This is a genomic window from Sporosarcina sp. NCCP-2222 (assembly GCF_023168145.1).
Lineage (GTDB): Bacteria > Bacillota > Bacilli > Bacillales_A > Planococcaceae > Sporosarcina.
Genome location: NZ_BQYK01000004.1, coordinates 44,102 through 64,161, shown reverse-complemented (window position 1 = coordinate 64,161; position 20,060 = coordinate 44,102). Strand labels below are relative to the sequence as shown.

The following is a 20,060-nucleotide window of genomic DNA, read 5'->3' as shown; positions in this document are numbered from 1 at the left end:
ATGACTAGGGGGCGTTATTAATGGCTTTTAAAATTCCTGGTAAAAGCAAGTTTATTCCTACCGGCACTATTGAACTGTTCAACAAACTGAAAAGATTGGAGAGACTGTCCTTACAACAAGGAGAATCATTACAGGATTACGAAAAATTCTCAGGCAAAGACAGTGATATCGCGATTGAAATGCCAGCTGGGCATGGTAAAACACTTGTTGGTGGCTTAATTGGTGAATTTAACAGGTTAAATAAAGGTAAGAGAGTAGTGTATTGTTGTGCAACAAGACAATTAGCCGCACAAACTAATCAATTATTGGAGACTTACGGTATTGAATCTGTTCTCTTAGTGAAAAGGGTAAAAGATTTTAATGAGCGGGATCTCAGAAAATATAGAAGATCAGATGCTATAGCTGTAACAACATACAGCCATATTTTTAATACCAATTCCGCTTTTAAAGATTCTCAAATTATTATATTTGATGATGCACATGCTACTGAATATTCTATAAACGATCTTTGGACTTTAGAAATAAATAAAAAAGCTAAGGATCAAACCCAAATTTTTAACGCTATGTACGCAATCGTAAAAGATTTAGTTCCAAAATCATTACAAGACAAAATAGATTTAAACATTGTAGATCCTAGGATGGATGCAGTTGATATTATTCCTCAGCCACTCTGGTTTGATAGAATAGATGACATAAAGTCATATCTAAATACTGTTGCTGTAGGTGATCATGAGTTATCATATTCTTGGTCTAAAATAAGAGATATTATTCATGGATGCCAAATGTATATCTCAAAAGATAAAATAACTTTGAAGCCATTAATAATGCCTAATTCATATCATGATGCTTTTTGTAATGCATCAGAAAGAATATATATGTCGGCTACACTGGGTGCAACGGGTGAGCTTGAGAAAATTTTCGGAGTACCTGAAATTAAGAGGATATCAAAGTTCTCAAAAGGTGCGAATAAAGTGTCTGGAAGAAGATTAATCCTTTTTCCTGAAGACCATTTTGAAATGAGTGAAATACCAAATGTTTTAATTGAAACAATTAAGATGCAACCGAGGGTACTGATGCTCTTCCCTTCCAAAGACATATTAAATAAGCATAAAGATACGCTGGAGAAAGAATTACCGGGATATACAATTTTTTTGAGCGAAGATATCGAAGACTCACTTGATTCATTCAAAAGTAGTCAGTCGGGAATCCTTATGTTAGCTGGTAGGTATGAAGGAATTGATCTCAAAGACGATGAATGTAGGTTGCAAATATTTTATGATTTGCCAGTATCCGTTGGAGTTTCGGAACAATTTTTACAAAGCAGATTAAGAGTTAATGAGATATTAAAAAGCAGGTTGGTAACTCGGGTAACTCAGGGATTAGGTAGATGCACTCGAGGAAACCAGGATTACGCTGCGATCTTATTTTTAGGTAAAAATGTTGGAGAGTATCTTTATAAAAATGATTTTAGAAACTTGCTACCTTCTGAAATAGAAGCTGAATTAGATTTTGGATTAAGTCAAATAGATGAAATAAATGATATTGAAAATTGGAAGGCCTCCTTGTCAACTTTTTTCGAGCAAAATGAGGATTGGGATGAAGCTGATGATCATATTAAATCTAAGACAATTGAAAAAGAGAAAGAAAGAGAAATAGAAAGAGAACGAGAAAAAGAAAAAGAAAATAATGAAGGAGAAGAAGGCGAAGTTATATCTAGTGATACTAAAAACATTTTAGAGGAAATATATGCAAAAGAAATAAATTTTCAATATTACTTATTTGATAAAAACTTCGAGAAAGCAAATAAGGAAGCCTTTAGCATTATAAAGTCTTTGGGACGTAGCTCTGCTTACAAGGAATACCGAGCTTGGTGGAATTATAATTTAGCATGTATATTTAAACAAATGGGAGAAGAAAAAAGGGTGGTCGAGTATATTGAAAGAAGCCTCAATGCTTCAACGAACAAAATTTGGATTGCTCGAGAATTATTTAGTATAAGTTTAGAACAAGATGATTTTCATGGCATAGAAATAGAATCTCAATTAGAACAAATCCTTACTAAATTATATACCTTCGGAGATAGGGACCAAAGATTTGAAAAAGATTGGGACAAAATAATGAAGGGACTGCAGGATGTAAATGCGAATATTTATGAGCCAGCATTAAGAGATTTTGGTGCCTTTCTTGGTTTAATCACCGATAGACCTGAAGGGAAAGGAACCCCGGATAGTGTATGGAATTTTGGCGACCAGTGGTTAGTCTTTGAGGCTAAGACTAATATAGAAGACCCTTCTAAACCTATATCCTTAGAAGATATTAGGCAAACTGGTTTCCATGAAAAGTGGCTAAGAACAAATTATCAACATATATCTGAAGATGCTACTATAAATACTATCATGTTATGTGAAAGAAAGTATATCGAGGAATATGCCATGCATGCAACTGATGATGTTTATTTAGTTTCACCATCTGACTTGGTAGAAAAGGCAGTGCACTTTGGAGATGTTTTGAGAACAACTATTCAAAAGATAAAATTTAGTACACAAGAAGATGCTAAGAAAACTTTAGTAGAGGGAATTATTGAGAAGAATTTAACTGTAAATGAATTCACTAACTGGCTTAAAACAACTGAATTAAAAACTTGTGTAAAAATACAAGAATTTTAAGTCCCACTGGCCAACCAGAGGACAGCATTTGATTACAGCATTACGCTGTGTCATTTGTTGTCCTCTTTTTTTATTCAACAAAAGGGAGTGAGGAAATGAGGACGTTGCAAGATCAGCTGATAGAAAAAGGGCTCTCACAGCCAGCAGGGCAGGTGAAAGTGAGTCGGAGTACCAAGACAAGGGGCAAGCCGGAGGAACAGTTCACACCGAGGGAATGGGCTGAATTAATGGGTACAAAACGCCCGACGTATGGACGAGCGAAAGGCGGAGCGTTAAGACAGAGATAGGAGGGGCTTTTATGGCAGGGTGGGCGGATGAATTAATTCAGGAGTATACAGTGGCGCAGTTGGATCTAACAAAACACGCTGAAAGGTTAGATAAGAAAAATCCAAACGATAAAAATGATCTAACGCAAATCAATAGCATGATCGAAAGCATGGCCTTTTCAATCGACTGGATGGCGACCGGCCGGCAACCTGGAACTTACCGTGGAGCAGAGAAAAGGGCCATTTACCAAAAACAATATATTTCAAGTATGGATGTTATTCCAGATATAACGGAGCAGCTGGAGGAAGACCATAAACATCTGTTTATCAGCAAGGAAGAGAGAATGATTTTGGCGGATATCTTTGCATCTATGTCGCATCGTGAAAGGCAATGTTATGTGCTTCATGAAGGGCAAGGAATGAGCATGGGAAGGATTGCAGTTGAACTGGGTTTGAAGAAGAGGACGGTTCAGCAATACATTGAACGGGCGAGAGATAAGGTCAAAGAAAAAGTAGTGAAGGAGGCATCTTAATGCGGTGTGAAGAGTGCATGCAATACTTGGTGAGTTGCCCTAATTGTTGTAGCGAGTCATTTTGTCCCAGTTGCGGGAAAACAGAAAGCGAGATTGAAGAAGAACAAGAAGATGCTGATTAAATGTCCTGTGACGTACGAATGACGTACGAAGTCTCTATAAGTAGAGGGGGAGAATAAAAGAGGGGGTGCGTCCGAGCGACCATACCCCTCCTACAGCCCCGATACATACCAGAGAAATTTGCGGAAATTGAAGGGTTCATGGGCATCCGTGGAGTATATTGTCAATGGAGGTGATAAATATGGCAAATAGCAACGTCGAACTTCTCACACAGTGGAAAAAAGAGTTAGAAAACGAGAAAACAGAACTTCGTCGACAATACGATGAGTATGAAAGAGATTTAAGGCTCTTGAATGCCAAAATATCAATCGCAAGCCGTGCATCTGTAAAGGTGGGATTTGGTAATAGGGATGACTTTCAGGAGGAAATAATAACACCCTTAGAAGGTCAACTTGCAGAAGCGGAAGATGAACTCGATGAGTACACAGAGCGTTATAACAAACGGTTAAAATACGTAAATGCTCTGCTCGAAGAAATTAATGCTGTTCTACCGAGTGGACCAAAAGTAAAAATCGAAAGATGATTTAGGGCACCCTTTGCGGGCGCCTTTTTCTATGCAAACAAATAAAGGAGGCGGCGGTGATGTGAAATGCCGAATTGGGAAGAGATCCAGAGAGAATGGGAAACGACAAAGATAACACTGGTTGCATTAGCTGAGAAACATGATCTTAAGCTGGGTACATTGAAGAGCAGAAAGAGCCGTGATGGATGGTCGAGGGGGGCTGCTAAAAAGGATGCAACCATTCAAAAGGATGCAACCCCGAAAAGCGAGAAGGTTGCAACCGGAACCAAGATGGTTAATGACGGGGCGAATAAGAAAGCATCATCTAATGTCAAAGCGGAGAAGCAACGCAACCGGAGTGGCAATCCTAACCCGAAGAACCAATTCACAAAACGGAACAGTGCAGCAGTAACACATGGCTTATTTGCTAAGTACTTACCAGAAGAAACAATGGATATCATGGAGATCTTGCATAAGCGTTCCCCGATAGATTTATTGTGGGATCAGATACAGATTCAGTATGCTGCCATCATTCGAGCGCAACGGGTCATGTGGGTAGAAGATGCAGACGACCATCTAAAAGAAGAATCCGGCTACAGCAGTAGTGATACAGGGGGAAGTACATCTTATAAAGTGGCATATGCTCATGAGCGATATAATTCTTTCTTAATGGCACAATCAAGGGCGATGTCCGAACTAAGAAGTCTAATCAAACAGTATGACGAGTTGCTGCAGACTGATTTGGCTACCGAAGAACAAAAAGCCCGTATCGCTGTTCTTAAATCAAAAGTGCCGAGCCAAAACACAGTAGACATGAATAAGCAGATTGTGGCCCTAGCGGATCTGATCAACAACCCTGCGCCGAATCGGGTGATTGACGATGACTGAAAGTAATTTGATTCCTTATGCGCCATTGACAGCGAATCAAGCGGCGTATATCGCCAACTCAACAGATAGCTGGTTGAATGTTGCTGAAGGTGGGAAGCGTGCCGGAAAGAACATCATCAATTTAATCGCCTATGCTATGTGCTTGGAGATTCATCCCGATAAGCTCCACTTGGTTGCTGGCGTGTCATTAGCTGCAGCAAAAATGAATGCGATCGATTCAAACGGCTTCGGACTGCAACATTTATTTGCTGGCCGTTGTCGAGAGGGAGAATATAAGAATCGGGATGCTCTATATATCCAGACCAAGACAGGCGAGAAGATCGTCATTGTGGCAGGGGGAGGAAAGGCGAACGATGCAGCGCGAATTAAGGGTAACTCATACGGGACTGTGTACATTACTGAGGTGAATGAGTGCCATCAGACATTCGTGCAGGAAGTATTTGACCGTACCCTTGCCAGTAGTAAGCGGCAATTATTTTTTGACCTTAACCCTTTCCCTCCATCGCATTGGTTCTATCGGGACATACTGGATCATCAAGACCTATTGAAAGAGCGCGGAGAGAATCCGGGGTATAATTACGGCCATTTCACCATCATGGAGAACTTGTCGATTCCAGACGAACGTTTAAGGGAAGTGTTGCAGACGTATGATAAGTCGTCTCTTTGGTATCAAGCAGATATCTTAGGTAAGCGAACAGCGGCGACCGGACGCATTTACACCGGATACACTTACAAAGACGTGGTTAAGACACGGGACTACATTATGAACAAACGTTTCATTGAGTTTTCTATCGGTGTAGACGTAGGTGGCACAGATGCTACAGTAGCCACGTTAACAGGCTTCACGGCAAACTATGCAGAAATAATTCTCCTCGATGGTTATTATCACAAGCAGGGCAAGGAGTCAGGCTATACGCATGACCAGTATGCAAAAGAGATAGTCGATAAGATTGTTGAGTGGTCGGATACCTATCCGGCTTTTTTTGCGTCTGCTCATATCTTTGCGGAATCGGCAGATAAGTTATTCCGACAAGCTCTATCAAATGAATTGAAACGAAGAGGCATCCATATTCAAGTGGTCCCATCCTACAAAAAGGAAGGAATTGTGGACCGTATACGCCTTACGAATATCCTTATCAATCAAGGGCGGTACAAGATCATGCAACATCTAAAACAGTGGACTGAAGCGATTGAAAACGCCACTTGGGTTGAGGAAGAAAAGCAAAAGGGCGAATGGGTCCGTACAGATGATGGCTCCTATCCTGTTGACTGCCTAGACAGTAGTGAATATGCCGTGCAGCCATTCAAGCACAGATTGGAGGTATAGAAAGTGGGGTGGTTTAGAAATATGGTGATGAAAATGTTGAAAATACAGCCAGCTACCGAATCAAAGCCAATCGTTATTCGCGAGCCGTTGAGTTACGGAACAAGCGTATTACGCAATCGGTTATGGTATCGAGGTGATCCGTCAGAGCTGGATCAGTTTTATAAACAGACTGCAACAGACGCGGTGGCAAAGTCACGCTTTTGGGCAGCCGTGCCGAGTGAGGACTTGGCAATACGGAAAATCCACAGTGGACTGCCGGCCATGATTGTAGAGCGGCTGTCAGATATTGTTGTAGCTGACATGGATGGAATTGCGTTAAAGACTGATGCGGAAAACGAGCTATGGAATGAAATCAATAAAGACAACGACTTTGACGAGTTGGTTGGTGAATCTATCACCGATGCATTGATAGCGGGAGACGGTGCCTTCAAAATCACGATCGATACGGCCGTTACAAAATATCCAATCATTGAGTTCTTTAGCGGTGAGCAGGTGGATTACAAGCGGACGCGAAACCGGCTGCAGGAGATCCTGTTCTATACTGAATACACTCACAAAGAAAAGGATTACCGACTAGAAGAAGCATTTGGTCGTGGCTATATCAATTTCTGTCTGTTTGATGCGGAAGGCAGAGAGGTACCCCTGACTTCAATTCCACAGACTGCCGAATTGAAGGACGTAAAGTTCTCGGGTGATTTTATCATGGCTGTTCCTCTCTACTTCTTCAAATCACCAAAGTGGAAAGGACGAGGTAAATCAGTTTTTGAAAGTAAGGCTGACAGCTTCGATGCACTGGATGAAGTCATTTCTCAATGGGTCGATGCAATCCGTTCCGGCCGGGTACAAAAGTATATTCCGGATGATTTGCTTCCCAAAGACCCTCATGATGGATCGCTTTTAAAGCCGAATCCGTTTGATAATCAATTCATTCGAGTCGGATCTTCACTAAAAGAAGATGACAAAAACGAAATGAAGATGGTTCAGCCGGCCATCTTGTATGAAGCATTTGTAAGTACGTATGCGAGCGCATTAGACATGTGCTTGCAGGGAATCATCAGTCCGGCGACATTGGGCATCGACTTAAAGAAAACGGACAATGCGGAAGCACAGCGGGAGAAAGAAAAAGCCACGCTCTACACTAGGGGCAAGATCATCGACACGCTCAATGATGTAATTCCACAGGTGGTTGCAACTGTGATGAAAGTATACGATACGATGCTGAACCGTACTGCGGGCGAATATGACGTCAGTGTGACGTTTGGGGAGTATGCTTCTCCATCATTCGATGCAGTGGTGGAAACAGTCATGAAAGCCAGAGGCGGTGCGCCGGTTATGTCTACAGAACAAGCAGTCGAAGAATTGTATGGAGATACATGGACGGATGAAGAAAAGGCTGCGGAGGTTCAGCGCATCAAAGCAGAAGAGGGAGTAACGAGAATGGACGAGCCGCAGGTCGGAGAATATGACGATCCACCGGGGGATGGTGATGAGTAATGAACAAGAAGCCAAACCCCTATGACATCAACCGCATATTCGAGCAAATGACACTTGAATTGATTGATTCACTCAAGCGTAACTCTTTACGCCATAAGGCAGAGGAAACAAAAGAGGGCTTCCGTTGGGAGCCGTGGCAGAGTGCCAAGCTTCGAGCAATGGGTGAGTACCGCAAGCGTAACCGTCGAATCATTAAGGCGCGCATGATAGAAGCAGAGAAGGTTGTGGATGATGTGCTGCTGGATAGCTTCAAGGAAGGTGAGCGGCGTTTCACTTCCATTTGGCGCAGGCTGCTCAATATCGTAATAAAGCCATTTCAGCTAATACAGGGAATCAAAGTGAGAAGGACCATTCAGGGGAAGGTTGAACTTCCGAAAGACTTCAAACCAAGAAAATTCAATGTTCCGTATGAGAAGCTGCCGAAAGCTCCAAAAGAAACCGACTTCTTCCGAATGAATGAAAAGAAATTGGCTGCCCTGCAGGATACGGTGAAGGCTGATCTGAGGAAAGCCGAGCTGGGTGTCTTACGTAAGATGGATGATGTTTATCGCCAAGTCATCTATAAAGCAGAGGTCAACATGGCAGCAGGCGCCAAGACGCTCAATCAGGCAATCGACATGGCGACAAAGGAGTTTTTAGCAAAGGGTATTAACACGATCGAGTATAGCGACGGCCGGCGGGTGAGCATCGGTGCTTATGCTGAAATGGCATTGCGTACAGCAAGCCAGCGGGCGACCTTTTTAGGTGAGGGAAAGAAGCGCGATGAATGGGGCATATACACTGTCCTGATGTCATCTCATAATAACTGCTCCCCTATGTGTCTGCCGTATCAAGGCACCGTAATGATTGATGATGTGTATACTTCAATCAGCAAAGAAGATGCGGCTGAGTTATCAAAAGAGACTGGCTACACCTTGCTATCAACAGCCATGAAGAATTATGCTTTTCATCCAAATTGCCGGCACACACTCTCAACATTCTTCCCTGGCATTAGTACGGTGCCTAAAGCTTCCGAAGATGCTAATGCGGTTGAACGCTATGACGCAGAGCAGAAACAACGCTATATGGAACGGCAGATTCGCATGTATAAACGATTGCATGCCGGTTCCGTCGATGAAGTGAATGAGCTCCGGTACAAGAAAAAGGTTGCTGAATGGCAGAATCGATTGGAAGAGCATCTACAACAAAATGATTTCCTTCGCCGTGATCGGACGAGGGAGAAGGCAGGTTAAATCAGTTGATTAACAAATAATTTAAGGAGAGATCGTTGTCATGAAAGAACACTGAAAAACGTCTTATACAATGGCGAATCAATAGGGTGTTATGGCTATTGAACACCAGGGATTTGAATTTGAAGTTCCGAAATTTGTTCATATTGAAAAGAAAGTGGATAGAATTCTTGAATTTCTGGAAGGCAAGAATTCTATCCACTTATGATAATAATGAGAATTCGGGACGTATTTCTGCTCCCGCAAAACCTGTTAACTTACAAAAGATCAATCTTCCGTTAACTCAACAACGCCTATGTCTTTTAGAACTTTAAGCGTTGTTGTGACTGACGTTAGCGTGCATAGTCGTACTAAATGAGTGATTGCATTTTCGACTTTTATGTGTTCTTCTCCGGTAAATGTTAGTTTATCGAAAAAGCTGATATCAATATACTCATCGAAAAACTTTGCAATATACTTTTCAAGATCTGGTTCATTCTCTTGATTAATCTTATTTACGAGATCAACGATTGCTTGACCTTTTATCTTTTGCATTTTATACACCCCCTCTCTCTAATCCTTACTTCGACACGAAAGGGGAGTTTACCTTGCAGTATTTGTACAACTATGTAAATTAGTCGCGAAATGCGGCTTTTTATTTTGCTTAAAAGTAGGTGATGTAGTGATAAAAAGTATTACAGGCTTCTGGCTTTTCCCCGACTCCTTAATGATGGGAGCAAGTTACACAGGCGAGTCTAGGGAGATATTCCTTGGATTCTTTGCGTTTAGCATTGAATTGAACTGATGCAATACCTCGTCATTTTGGTATTTGTGGACGATAACTACAAAGACGTCACCGGACACGACCGGGTTAAAAAGTGTAGATGAATGGAGGAAATATAGATGACTAAAGAACAATTAATTGCACTTGGATTGACTGAGGAGCAGGCTGAAAAGGTTGTCGCGGGCTTTGGTCCGATGATTCCTATATCTCGTTTCAATGAAGTGAACGACGCTAAAAAACAACTTGAAACGGATATTTCCGCACGGGATTCGCAGCTGGAAGAATTGAAGAAGACAGCAGGGGCAAGTGAGGAATTAAAGGCGCAAATCCAAACGCTGCAGGACGAAAACAAAACGGCGAAAGAACAGTATGAGACAGACTTAAAGGATTTAAAATTGACGAATGCTATCAAGCTAGCGTTTAACGGCAAGGTCCATGATGAAGATTTAGCGGCCAGTCAAATTGATAGAACAAAACTTGTTATAGATGGCGACAAAGTCGTCGGGCTAGATGATCAAGTAACTGGTTTGAAAGAAGCGAAGGCATTCCTATTCAAATCGGAAGAAGAGCAACAGCTTGGTTTTAAGATTGGCGGGGACGGACAAGGGAACGCAGTACCGAATAATCCATTCTCCAAAGAACATTGGAACCTGACAGAACAAGGACGATTGTACAAGGACAACCCAGAACTATACAAAAGCTTAATGGCGCAAGCCGGAAAATAATAAAAGAAAAGGAATGATGTACAAATGACAACACGTCTTATCGATGTAATTCAACCGGAGATTTTCACTCCTTACACAATTCAACGAACAATGGAGTTATCCGCACTTGTACAAAGTGGGATTGTTACCAATGATGCTGAGTTTGATAGCTTAGCTGGGGGAGCAAACACGCTCATTAATATGCCTTTCTGGAATGACTTAGGGAATACGGAGTCCCAAATTATGAAGGATTCCGGCGATATGGCTATTAACAAAATCACATCCAGTGAAGATGTGGCACGTAAACAGGCGCGTGTAAATGCTTGGGGAGCAAATGGTCTTTCCGCATTGCTTTCCGGAGATGATCCGATGGGGGCAATTAGTGAACTAGTGGCTGGTTATTGGGCGAGGGATTTGCAACGTACGTTACTGGCTACATTGTCGGGTGCATTCAAAAGCACAACCATGAAAGAAAAAGTATATGACATCTCAGCGGAGACAGGCGACAAAGGTACGATCAACATGAATACTTTCCTTGATGCTACTCAATTGATGGGTGACGCAAAAGAAGCATTAACAGGAGTAATGATGCATTCAGCTGTAGAAACGGAATTGCGGAAACAAGACTTGATTGATTATGTGCCACAGTCTCAACAAGGTAAGCCGATCCCTTACTTCAACGGAAAGCAAGTCACTGTTGATGATTCCATGTACTATGACACAGCAACAGGAAAAGCTGAAATGTATATTTTCGGACAGGGTGCAATTGCCCTAGGTAACGGATCACATCCAAGAATCATCCAAACAGAGGTAAGCCGTAATCAATTGTCCTTTTCTGGCGAAGAGGCGTTGGTAAATCGTAAGATTTTTGTCTTACATCCGCGCGGCGTGAAATGGAACGAGGGTGGCGTAGCGAACGTATTCCCAACAAATGCAGAGATCAACACAGCTGCTCGTTGGACACGAGTTTATGAACCAAAAGCTGTCCGTATTGTGAAATTCGTATTTAATACGGTTCCAAAAGCTCCTGTAGGCCCATGAAATATATAAGGCGGTGACGATATGTATGCAACGCCAGTTGATTACGAGAAGTACGGTGAGGGGCTGATTCCTGCTGAACAACAGGAAAAGGCCCTTTCTCGTGCTTCCGATCAAATTGATTCACTCACTTACAATCGAATTGTAGCGACCGGTCTTGATAGACTGACACCGTTCCAACAAACCAATATTAAAAAATCCGTTTGTCGTCAGGCGGATTTTTTCTTTCAATATGGCGACTTTCTCAATATGCCGTTATCCGGGTACAGCGCAGGAAGCGTTTCATTGTCGTTTAAATCGGTCGAAGGTGGCGGAGGTATCCAAACAACAGAAAGTGTCATGAACCTGTTGAGCGCCACAGGGCTGGCAAGCAGGAGGCTATGACCATGCTTGGCAAACTACCTTTCCCTCGCTGGATCCTGAACACGCCTGTAACGGTGTGTAAAACCGAGATGTCGGAAGATGGCGAGCCTGTCGAAACGTTAATATTCGATGGGCTGGCTTCATATGACGAGAAACAACGACAGGTCATGAATGCGGAGCGGCAGTTGGTCTTGTTGTCCGGCAAAGTCATCATTGAGGGAGATATCCTGCCCGGCAAAGTGATAGAGGGCATTGTGAAGATAGGTGACATCGAGAAGAAAATCTATGGAGCACAACGCCCACGCAATCCAGATGGCAGCGTGTTTAGTACGGAGCTCGATCTATCATGAAAATAACTGCAAAGGTCACGCTTAATCAATCGGCATTGAAGCAGCTGGAGCAAGCGCAAGAAATAGCCCTTGAAATGACAGGAGAAGTGATCAAAACGGACATAGTCACATCGCAAGTCGTGCCTAAACAAACCGGAGAATTGGAGCGTAGCGGCTTTGTAGATACATCGCTACTCAAGCAAATGAAAATCAAGATTGTCTATGATACTCCATACGGCAGGCGGCTCTATTGGCATCCGGAATACAACTTCCGTAAGGACAAAAACCCGAATGCTCAAGGCAAGTGGATGGAAGCCTATCAAAGTGGCGAGAAGCAAGACTTCGCCCGTAAAGCGTTCGCGGCCTTTTTGAAGCAACATAGTAAGGGGCTGATTAAATGACATTGGCAGAAATCCGTGAATGGCTCAAAACTCAAATAGCAAGCCCCCAATGGTACATTGGCAAAATTGATGGCAGTAAACCGGAATGTATCGGCATTTATAGTGCAAGCGGACCGGCTCCCCGAATAGCAGTAGGGGGACTGTCGAATACCGGATATACGACCAAGTCGGTGTCTATCCTCGTTCATTGGGGCAAGAACGCGAATACTTCGGAGATAAAAGCCCAAGAAGTTTATAACTCGATGTTCGGCCAGAAAGCTGTCATAGGAGGCAAGCGGGTTATCATGTTCCAGATGAAAACAGATGGACCGGTAGGCGTGGGTACGGACAGCGAAGGCATTTACGAGTACGTAATTGAAATGAATATATTACATGAGAGGTAGGTTTTAAGGATGAATGAACCGAAATTGCTGAAATTAGACTTACAGCACTTTGCAGGAGAAAGCCTAGGTGTTTACCCTGTATTCAACTTGGATTTTAAGATTGGCACAAAAGGAAGAGCGAGCGCGGCACCAGGAGACATGAAAGTCATTAAGGACATGGAGACATTCTCCCCGTCCATTGATGGAAACGTCGAAGAGTGGACACCAATGGATACAGATGGTTGGGTACGTCGCTTGATGACAGGGAAGGGGTTTGCGATCACGTTGAATGGTAAGCGTCATGTAGGTGATCCAGGAAACGATTACGTCGCGGCGATGGCATGGAAAAGTGGATTGGAGTGTTCGAGTAAGGCGGAGATCGTCTTTCCTGATGGCGACAAATTAACGTTTGATTGCATCGTCAATGTAACAACACCATTCGGCGGTGACTCCACAAACGTTTCTGGCCTAGAATTCGAACTGCAGTCTGATGGCAAACCAAATTACGTACCGGCTCCTGTTGGGCCATAAGAGAGGGGAATAATTAAATGGGAAGAACAATTGATATTTCAGCACGCTTGACGAATGAAAGACCGACATTAAAACTATCTGAAGACATGGTGTATAAGGTTAATAACCGCAAGAGCGCTATGCTCATTCTAAATCAGAAAATGAAGAATGCTGACATTAACGACATCGAGGAAGTAGATGAAATTCTTACGGTGTTGCTTGGTAAAGAAGCAGTAAAAGAAATCAATGAAATGGATCCTTCACTTGCAGGCTTTCAAGCAATCATGATGGGTGCGATGGCTGCCGTCATGGATGAGGATTTAGAGGTTGTCGAGGAACGATTTCGCGAATCCGCAGAAGACCAGCAATGATTGGTATGACTTGTATGAGGATTGGGGGCTTATTGAAGCCTCTTTTGCTCAACAATACAACATTAGGCTAAGAGCAGAGGAAGAGATGACCTGGGGAGAGTTCACCACGTTGTTATCCGGTATTATGCCCGAAACGCCACTCGGACAAGTCATCTCCATCCGATCAGAAAATGACAAAGAAATACTGAAAAACTTTAATGCAGCTCAACGTAAAATGCGTGATGATTGGCGAAGTCGTATGAATAAGGCGGTCACGTTGGATAAAAAAGAAGCAGCAAAACAAGTTGCGAATTTCCAACAAGCCATGAAAGCCGTATTTTCTAGGTAAAAGCATCCTTCGGGGTGCTTTTTTATTTGGTCGGAACGGAGGTGAAATGAATGACGGAAAGCGTCGGGAAAATCAGTCTGGATATTGATCTACGGTCCGACTTAAACAAGCAGATCAACCACATTGCGGATAATATCGGAACGCAGCTATCTAAAACACTCCAACAGCATGTTAAGGGCACGATGAACGGAATGAAAGGCATGATGCCGAACTTCGGTATGCCAAAGAAGACGTTCACCATGCCGAAAAAGACAATGAAACAAACCTCCACTGCTGCTAGCTCTGACGTTGATGCAGAAGCTACGAAGGCGCAAATCGCCAGTCTGGAGCCTGTATTAGATAATACCAATGCCAAGATCGAAATCCAGAAGAAGAAGCTGGCAGAGCTCAAAGAACAGTACAGTGCCGGAATGTCGGATGGTGTGAAGTTGCAAATCGAGCAATTAGAAAGGGTCATGCAATCTTCGGAAGGCCGGATCAATGCGCTGAATACGAAGTTGAATGATTTAAAGTTCAGCTATGATAATGCAGTTTCTGCCGAGCGGAAGAATAAGCTGGCTGACCAAATCTCTAAAACTGAGATGCAAATATCGAATCTTATCAATAAGTCAGATAAGGCGAACCAAAAGATTATGCAGTTGGAGTCCGGGTTTAGTGAGTCGAAAAAGAATGCGCTCTATGAAAAAATCGTTAATACGGAATCTGCACTTTTACGTTTGCAAAACAGTGCAGATAAAACCAAGAACAAAATGACTCAACTCAATGACGGCATGAATAATGCTGGGAAGAACGCAGACAAAGCTGAAAGGCCAGTTCGTAAATTGTCCGGCTCACTTGGCAAGGCAGAGAAGGCAGCGAAGCGAACAGGTAGCGCCTTCTCCTTAGCAGGGAACCAAGGAAACAATATGGCACGGTCATTCCAGATGGCATTGACGCGGATCCTTAAACAAGTGCTTGTCTTCGCTATTTTGTACAAGGCAATCCGTGGCTTTACTTCCTATATGGGTTCAGCACTAAAGACCAACAATGATTTTATGCATTCTTTAGGACAGATCCGCACGAACTTACAAGTTGCATTCATGCCGATCTACCAAGCCATACTCCCTGCCATTAATGCATTAATGCGGGGACTGGCAACCGTGACGGCTTATATTGCGAGTTTTATTAGTGCTATCTTCGGAAAAACCTACAAGCAATCGTATCAGGCGGCGCAGGGTTTGAATGCTGCCCGTTCTGCAATGGAAGGTTACGGAGGTGCTGCTAAGAAAGCGGCCAAGGATGCAAAGAAGGCCAGTCTCGGCCTTGCCAGCTTCGATGAAATCAACTCATTGGCATTTAATGATGATGCTGGGGCAGATGATGGAGGAGCAGGCGGGGGAGGCGGTGGTGGAGGTGGAATCGCTCCGCTAATCGAGCCGGATATGGATACATCGTTAATTGATGCGAAGATGGCCGAACTGCTTGGCAGTGTGAAAAAGTTATTATCACCAACCATTGACTCCTTGAAAAATTTGTGGGATGCAATGGCGCCGTTTCGAACATTCCTAGCGCAAGGGGCTATTGATTTCTATAACAACTTTTTAAAGCCTGTTGGTCTTTGGGTTTTTGGTGAGGGAATACCGAGATTTTTTAATATCTTGGCAGAAGGATTCCGGTCGGTAGATTGGGCGGCAATGAATGACGCACTAAACGGACTATGGCTCGTGTTAACTCCATTTACTATTAATGTAGGCGAGGGTCTGCTTTGGTTTTTCGAAAATGTGCTAGTTCCGTTAGGTGCGTGGACTATGAATGAAATAGTGCCAAGGTTTCTGACTGCAGTAGGAATCGCTATCGCAGTTTTAAATAATGTAATAGAAGCGTTGAAACCGACAGGACAATGGCTTTTCGATAATTTCTTAAAGCCACTCGGGGTTTGGACTGGCGGAGTAATACTAAAAACACTGGATTTATTAGCGGCCGGTCTAAAAAAAGTGAGCGATTGGATAAAAGACAATCAGGAACTATTTGCAGATATCATCTTAGTGCTAGGCAGTTTTGCTTTAGCTTGGGGAGTGGTGACTGGAGCAATTAAAGCTTGGGGATTAGTGGCTGCATTAACCTCGGGAATATCTGCAGCGTTAGGGGCAGCAATTGGATTTTTAGCTTCTCCTATCGGTATTGCGACTGTGGCGATTGGCTCACTGATTGCCATAGGCGTCTTGGTAGCGAAAAACTGGGACGATCTAAGCGACAAAGCAAAGGTAGTGTTCACGTCAATCCATAAGGACATCATAAAGCCGGCAATCGATCTCGTGAAGAAAATCATCAAAGACATGATTGATATGAGTACGAGTTGGTGGGATAAGTGGGGCAAGAAGCTGGTGGATGGTATCAAAGATGCCACGAAGAACATCGGCTTGCTGTTCACGAATCTGTGGGTGAACTTACTTCAACCATTGATCAAAAAGATGCTTGATACAATGACAAATCTTTGGGATAAGCATCTAAAGGATTTGATCAAGGAAATCGGAGACTTTGTCGGCAAATTGATTAGTGCCGCGACCGACATTTTCAATAAGTTCATCATGCCTATCGTGAATTGGCTTGTAAAAACGCTCGGTCCAGTTTTCGCAGAAATCTTCCGAGGAGTCATGGATGTAATCGGAACCGCGTTAGGTGCCATTATCGATGCAGCCAAAGGAATTATTAAGGCTTTGGGTGGCATAGTCGACTTTATTGCCGGAGTCTTTACCGGAGACTGGGAAAGAGCTTGGAATGGCATCAAGACGTTTATGTCTGGAATCGGTGACGGGCTTGTATCGATATTCCGGGGCGCCATTAATACAATCATCGATGCGTTCAACTGGATGATTAGGCAGATCAACAACCTTAAAATTGATGTTCCTGAATGGGTGCCGGGAATAGGCGGCAAGAGATTCGGCATGAGCATTCCGAGCATCCCTAAGTTGGCTCGCGGTGGTATCGTGGATCAGCCAACAATCGCCATGGTTGGAGAACGAGGGAAAGAGGCAGTAGTTCCGCTCGAAAATACTCCGTTCGTCAATACGCTTGCTAGCGCTCTTGGCTCTGCTGTTATGGCGGCTATGCAGATGTCAGGCGGAGGAGGCAAGCAACAAGGTGCGCAAGGGAATGATGTCGTGCTAAACCTAGACGGCGCAACACTTGCACGGATTCTCATGCCTTATCTAACGCGGGAAGAGAAGAGAATTGGAACACCAATCATTAAACCAATCTAAAGGAGTGGGGGCTATTGATAAAAATTGATGGCAGGGCTATCCCTGCTCCTACGGATTATCAAGTAGGTATCCAGGATATTTCAAAGGCGGAGCGTAACGCTCGGGGCGATATGATCATTGAGCGTATCGCTACGAAACGCAAACTTGAAATGTCTTGGGAGTATTTAAGTAAGTCGGAGCAACAACTACTACTGACTGCTGTATCTCCTGTGTTTTTCAAAGTAGAATATCCGGATCCAGAGACAGGAACAATTAAGACCGGTACTTTTTATAGTGGCGATCGGACAGTAGGTGCTCTCGATTATAACAACGGGGAAATACGCTGGAAGAATTGCAGTTTCAATGTGATTGAAAGGTAGGTGGATAGCCCGTGAATGAAGTAAGTCGAGAATTTAAAAAGGCGGTCTATGCATCTATCCGTAAAGCTTCGGCAAAGGTGAACTTCGAAATATTGGATAATGCTGCATATGGCGACCGGACAGTTACGGCATCTTCGGAAGCTCAGATCAGCAGGATAGAACAAGTCACAAATAAAAACAGAAGTATGTCGAATAAATACGCAACATTTGAAAAGGACTACTTTCGATTGGACGGTAGCTTTCGTATTCCTCCCCGGCCGGACGAAGGACCGGATGAATTAGGTTGGTGGAGCGGCGAGCTGTCCGATGCTGAGGGCGTGTTTACGGAACCGCAAACGTTAACGCTAAGTTTTACTGATCACCATGACTCTATGGGTCTGACCATTCATTTTGATGCTTTGTCCCGCGAATACGCAGTTGATTTTGATATTGACGTATACGGCTTGGCTGATGCCCTTATCGCTTCAGAGAAGGTACGGGGCAATACGGGGGCTTCTTATATATGGGTCAAAGGATTGGATGCCTACAAAAAGATTGTGATTACGATTCGGAAATGGGTCAAACCCTTCCGGCGAGCGCGGATCTTGGAGGTAGACTTCGGGGTCGTGAAGGTATACGAAGGCGATAAGCTCGTTCAATTGAATCTTATCGAGCAAATGAATGTAGTGGGTGACACTCTGCCGGCCAATGAATTGAGATTTACAATCGACAATTCGAGCAAGGAATTTAACATCCTAAATCCCGATGGCTTCTATCGCTTCTTGAAAGATCGGCAGGAATTGAGCGTTTCGATCGGCATTGAAATTGAGGAAGATGTCTTTGAATATGTGACTGCAAAAGGCTACTACTTAACTGATTGGCAGTCAGACGAGGGAGCACTCACTACCACTTTTACGGCGCGGAATATATTCGAGCTGTTGGAAAAGGAGTATGTTCAATCAGTCGTATTTGCAAATCTGTATGATCTAGCAGAGGATGTTTTGATTAAGGCAGGCGTACCTAAATACGAGATTGACCGAACACTAAAGGACATACCGACAGCAGGCTTCCCGGAGAAGCTGACATATCGTAAAGCGTTGCAGTGTATCGGAATCGCAAGCATGAGCGCCGTGTATCAGAATAGGGATGGCGTATTGATTATCAAGCCATTCGTTATTTTGGATGAAAGCACGAGCTATATTTTATTTGCGGGTCCGGACATGTTTACTGGCATGGTCACGCCTACCGTGTACAGCGGATATGACATGCTTAATATCACATTCGATAACGTCTATGCAGAGCCGCAGATCAAGCTGGATAAGTTGATTCAGTCCTTAATCATGACAGTATATATCAACGGAGAGAAAGAGGAGCATGTTTTCCACAATTCATTCACAGATGAAGGGGAGAGTTTGAAGTGCGACAATCCACTTATCAATTCGGCCAGTCATGCTGCAGCGGTCGCGAAATGGATTATTGAAGAAAGTAACCTACGTGCATTATACCAGGTCAATTGGCGACAGAATCCGGCGCTTGAATGCGGTGATATTGTCATCATTGAGGATTCGTTTGGGGCTGAAAAACAATCGCGGATTACGAAACAGGAATTTGAATTCTCCGGGTACCTTTCCGGCAAAACAGAAACAAAGGGTGGTGTGTAATGGCAAATTGGATCGAGCCGAAACTAGATTGGACTCGTGATGATTATTACAATTTCGATGACCTAAATCGAGTTGAAAATAATGCAGAAGTTGTCACTGGGTTGGTTGGCTATTTCATTCCATTACCTCCACTCGTTTCTGTAAAGGATCGCAACATGAAGCGGATAGAATTCGCGGATAGCCTGAATCGGATTGAGTCTAATCAAGATATCTTGCGGCAGCGGTATACACCGATCGGATGGCTGCCGAACAAAATGGAATGGGAACCCAATACTCCTTTTTCTTTCAGCGATGCTATTCGTTTGGAGCATAACTTATATTTACTGTACAAGCATTACAAAGGGAACACGGAGACCGTGCCCATTTGTGGTGCTTTTATCTGTGGAGAGGAAGTGATTTAACATGGCGTATGAGCCGACGATATGGAAGAATCGAGAAGTAGAGCGACCGAGGACGTTTACTATTCAGAATAATGATGATGGAACGATAACCTTAGTACCCGCAGAGGGTCGTGTAAATGAACCCGGTACTCCGATAATGGCAGTACATTTGAATAAGATTGAGCAAGAATTAGTTTTGCTTGACGCGCACACTCTAAACAAGTCGAATCCCCATAATGTCACGTCAA

At 43.4% G+C, this 20,060-nt stretch carries 22 protein-coding genes and 1 pseudogene; 22 read left to right on the top strand and 1 reads right to left on the bottom strand.

All coding sequences use genetic code 11. The features are described from left to right. Window positions 1-20 precede the first annotated feature (20 nt). From NCCP2222_RS09955 to NCCP2222_RS09920, 8 genes are all read left to right on the top strand, one after another. Window positions 21-2,666: a helicase C-terminal domain-containing protein gene (locus tag NCCP2222_RS09955; RefSeq protein WP_248511954.1), complete on the top strand. Its 2,646-nt coding sequence runs from the start codon at window positions 21-23 to the stop codon at window positions 2,664-2,666. 95 nt (window positions 2,667-2,761) lie between these two features. Then, complete coding sequence (locus NCCP2222_RS09950; RefSeq protein WP_248511952.1) at window positions 2,762-2,953, top strand: hypothetical protein; 192 nt, start codon at window positions 2,762-2,764, stop codon at window positions 2,951-2,953. 11 nt (window positions 2,954-2,964) lie between these two features. Further along, window positions 2,965-3,465, top strand: a complete 501-nt coding sequence (locus tag NCCP2222_RS09945; protein WP_248511950.1) for a sigma-70 family RNA polymerase sigma factor — start codon at window positions 2,965-2,967, stop codon at window positions 3,463-3,465. A gap of 301 nt (window positions 3,466-3,766) precedes the next feature. Continuing rightward, window positions 3,767-4,108 (top strand): hypothetical protein, encoded by a 342-nt coding sequence (locus tag NCCP2222_RS09940; protein WP_248511949.1) that lies wholly within the window; start codon window positions 3,767-3,769, stop codon window positions 4,106-4,108. A 66-nt stretch (window positions 4,109-4,174) separates the two neighbouring features. Further along, on the top strand, window positions 4,175-4,975 hold the full coding sequence (terS, locus tag NCCP2222_RS09935) for a phage terminase small subunit (RefSeq protein WP_248511948.1): 801 nt from the start codon (window positions 4,175-4,177) through the stop codon (window positions 4,973-4,975). After that, window positions 4,968-6,302 (top strand): phage terminase large subunit, encoded by a 1,335-nt coding sequence (locus tag NCCP2222_RS09930; RefSeq protein ID WP_248511947.1) that lies wholly within the window; start codon window positions 4,968-4,970, stop codon window positions 6,300-6,302. The genes terS and NCCP2222_RS09930 overlap by 8 nt, the downstream gene beginning before the upstream one ends. 3 nt (window positions 6,303-6,305) lie before the next feature. Further along, window positions 6,306-7,796 carry a phage portal protein gene (locus NCCP2222_RS09925; protein WP_248511946.1) on the top strand — a complete coding sequence of 497 codons (1,491 nt, stop codon included), beginning with the start codon at window positions 6,306-6,308 and terminating at the stop codon, window positions 7,794-7,796. Further along, window positions 7,796-9,028 (top strand): phage minor capsid protein, encoded by a 1,233-nt coding sequence (locus tag NCCP2222_RS09920; RefSeq protein ID WP_248511944.1) that lies wholly within the window; start codon window positions 7,796-7,798, stop codon window positions 9,026-9,028. The genes NCCP2222_RS09925 and NCCP2222_RS09920 overlap by 1 nt, the downstream gene beginning before the upstream one ends. A gap of 264 nt (window positions 9,029-9,292) precedes the next feature. Here NCCP2222_RS09920 and NCCP2222_RS09915 read toward each other — a convergent pair whose 3' ends face one another. Continuing rightward, on the bottom strand, window positions 9,293-9,559 hold the full coding sequence (locus NCCP2222_RS09915; protein WP_248511942.1) for a hypothetical protein: 267 nt from the start codon (window positions 9,557-9,559) through the stop codon (window positions 9,293-9,295). A gap of 348 nt (window positions 9,560-9,907) precedes the next feature. Between NCCP2222_RS09915 and NCCP2222_RS09910 the strand changes: the two genes are divergently transcribed. The 14 genes and pseudogenes from NCCP2222_RS09910 to NCCP2222_RS09845 all read left to right on the top strand — a co-directional run. Next, the gene (locus tag NCCP2222_RS09910; RefSeq protein ID WP_248511939.1) at window positions 9,908-10,513 is read left to right on the top strand and encodes a phage scaffolding protein; all 606 of its coding nucleotides are present in this window, start codon (window positions 9,908-9,910) and stop codon (window positions 10,511-10,513) included. 24 nt (window positions 10,514-10,537) lie between these two features. Further along, complete coding sequence (locus NCCP2222_RS09905) at window positions 10,538-11,533, top strand: major capsid protein (protein ID WP_248511937.1); 996 nt, start codon at window positions 10,538-10,540, stop codon at window positions 11,531-11,533. A 21-nt stretch (window positions 11,534-11,554) separates the two neighbouring features. Continuing rightward, window positions 11,555-11,914, top strand: a complete 360-nt coding sequence (locus NCCP2222_RS09900; RefSeq protein ID WP_248511935.1) for a head-tail connector protein — start codon at window positions 11,555-11,557, stop codon at window positions 11,912-11,914. A gap of 2 nt (window positions 11,915-11,916) precedes the next feature. Then, on the top strand, window positions 11,917-12,243 hold the full coding sequence (locus tag NCCP2222_RS09895; protein WP_248511932.1) for a hypothetical protein: 327 nt from the start codon (window positions 11,917-11,919) through the stop codon (window positions 12,241-12,243). Beyond that, entirely contained in the window at window positions 12,240-12,623 is a 384-nt protein-coding gene (locus NCCP2222_RS09890) for a hypothetical protein (RefSeq protein ID WP_248511931.1), read from the top strand. The genes NCCP2222_RS09895 and NCCP2222_RS09890 overlap by 4 nt, the downstream gene beginning before the upstream one ends. Beyond that, a complete protein-coding gene (locus NCCP2222_RS09885) occupies window positions 12,620-13,006 on the top strand; it encodes a minor capsid protein (protein ID WP_248511930.1) in 387 nt (128 codons plus the stop codon). Before NCCP2222_RS09890 ends, NCCP2222_RS09885 begins: the two co-directional genes overlap by 4 nt. Window positions 13,007-13,015: 9 nt before the next feature. Continuing rightward, window positions 13,016-13,516: a phage tail tube protein gene (locus NCCP2222_RS09880; protein WP_248511929.1), complete on the top strand. Its 501-nt coding sequence runs from the start codon at window positions 13,016-13,018 to the stop codon at window positions 13,514-13,516. Window positions 13,517-13,533: 17 nt separating this feature from the next. Continuing rightward, complete coding sequence (locus NCCP2222_RS09875) at window positions 13,534-13,866, top strand: hypothetical protein (RefSeq protein ID WP_248511928.1); 333 nt, start codon at window positions 13,534-13,536, stop codon at window positions 13,864-13,866. 10 nt (window positions 13,867-13,876) lie between these two features. Next, window positions 13,877-14,194: a Gp15 family bacteriophage protein gene (locus NCCP2222_RS09870; RefSeq protein ID WP_248511927.1), complete on the top strand. Its 318-nt coding sequence runs from the start codon at window positions 13,877-13,879 to the stop codon at window positions 14,192-14,194. A gap of 50 nt (window positions 14,195-14,244) precedes the next feature. Beyond that, window positions 14,245-17,433, top strand: a complete 3,189-nt coding sequence (locus tag NCCP2222_RS09865) for a hypothetical protein (protein WP_248511925.1) — start codon at window positions 14,245-14,247, stop codon at window positions 17,431-17,433. A gap of 14 nt (window positions 17,434-17,447) precedes the next feature. Beyond that, window positions 17,448-17,792 carry a DUF6711 family protein gene (locus NCCP2222_RS09860; RefSeq protein WP_248511923.1) on the top strand — a complete coding sequence of 115 codons (345 nt, stop codon included), beginning with the start codon at window positions 17,448-17,450 and terminating at the stop codon, window positions 17,790-17,792. Window positions 17,793-17,803: 11 nt separating this feature from the next. Continuing rightward, window positions 17,804-19,432: a hypothetical protein gene (locus NCCP2222_RS09855; protein ID WP_248511921.1), complete on the top strand. Its 1,629-nt coding sequence runs from the start codon at window positions 17,804-17,806 to the stop codon at window positions 19,430-19,432. Further along, a complete protein-coding gene (locus tag NCCP2222_RS09850; protein WP_248511919.1) occupies window positions 19,432-19,833 on the top strand; it encodes a hypothetical protein in 402 nt (133 codons plus the stop codon). Before NCCP2222_RS09855 ends, NCCP2222_RS09850 begins: the two co-directional genes overlap by 1 nt. A gap of 1 nt (window position 19,834) precedes the next feature. Next, window positions 19,835-20,060, top strand: a pseudogene (locus NCCP2222_RS09845) (hypothetical protein); the annotation flags it as partial.

What these genes read in the sequence shown, in the direction of transcription:
- NCCP2222_RS09950 (WP_248511952.1), top strand. Translation starts at nt 2,762, where the DNA reads ATGAGGACGTTGCAAGATCAGCTGATAGAAAAAGGGCTCTCACAGCCA.
- terS (WP_248511948.1), top strand. Translation starts at nt 4,175, where the DNA reads ATGCCGAATTGGGAAGAGATCCAGAGAGAATGGGAAACGACAAAGATA.
- NCCP2222_RS09955 (WP_248511954.1), top strand. Translation starts at nt 21, where the DNA reads ATGGCTTTTAAAATTCCTGGTAAAAGCAAGTTTATTCCTACCGGCACT.
- NCCP2222_RS09885 (WP_248511930.1), top strand. Translation starts at nt 12,620, where the DNA reads ATGACATTGGCAGAAATCCGTGAATGGCTCAAAACTCAAATAGCAAGC.
- NCCP2222_RS09930 (WP_248511947.1), top strand. Translation starts at nt 4,968, where the DNA reads ATGACTGAAAGTAATTTGATTCCTTATGCGCCATTGACAGCGAATCAA.
- NCCP2222_RS09900 (WP_248511935.1), top strand. Translation starts at nt 11,555, where the DNA reads ATGTATGCAACGCCAGTTGATTACGAGAAGTACGGTGAGGGGCTGATT.
- NCCP2222_RS09865 (WP_248511925.1), top strand. Translation starts at nt 14,245, where the DNA reads ATGACGGAAAGCGTCGGGAAAATCAGTCTGGATATTGATCTACGGTCC.
- NCCP2222_RS09945 (WP_248511950.1), top strand. Translation starts at nt 2,965, where the DNA reads ATGGCAGGGTGGGCGGATGAATTAATTCAGGAGTATACAGTGGCGCAG.
- NCCP2222_RS09890 (WP_248511931.1), top strand. Translation starts at nt 12,240, where the DNA reads ATGAAAATAACTGCAAAGGTCACGCTTAATCAATCGGCATTGAAGCAG.
- NCCP2222_RS09880 (WP_248511929.1), top strand. Translation starts at nt 13,016, where the DNA reads ATGAATGAACCGAAATTGCTGAAATTAGACTTACAGCACTTTGCAGGA.
- NCCP2222_RS09940 (WP_248511949.1), top strand. Translation starts at nt 3,767, where the DNA reads ATGGCAAATAGCAACGTCGAACTTCTCACACAGTGGAAAAAAGAGTTA.
- NCCP2222_RS09850 (WP_248511919.1), top strand. Translation starts at nt 19,432, where the DNA reads ATGGCAAATTGGATCGAGCCGAAACTAGATTGGACTCGTGATGATTAT.
- NCCP2222_RS09905 (WP_248511937.1), top strand. Translation starts at nt 10,538, where the DNA reads ATGACAACACGTCTTATCGATGTAATTCAACCGGAGATTTTCACTCCT.
- NCCP2222_RS09910 (WP_248511939.1), top strand. Translation starts at nt 9,908, where the DNA reads ATGACTAAAGAACAATTAATTGCACTTGGATTGACTGAGGAGCAGGCT.
- NCCP2222_RS09895 (WP_248511932.1), top strand. Translation starts at nt 11,917, where the DNA reads ATGCTTGGCAAACTACCTTTCCCTCGCTGGATCCTGAACACGCCTGTA.
- NCCP2222_RS09915 (WP_248511942.1), bottom strand. Translation starts at nt 9,559, where the DNA reads ATGCAAAAGATAAAAGGTCAAGCAATCGTTGATCTCGTAAATAAGATT.
- NCCP2222_RS09920 (WP_248511944.1), top strand. Translation starts at nt 7,796, where the DNA reads ATGAACAAGAAGCCAAACCCCTATGACATCAACCGCATATTCGAGCAA.
- NCCP2222_RS09875 (WP_248511928.1), top strand. Translation starts at nt 13,534, where the DNA reads ATGGGAAGAACAATTGATATTTCAGCACGCTTGACGAATGAAAGACCG.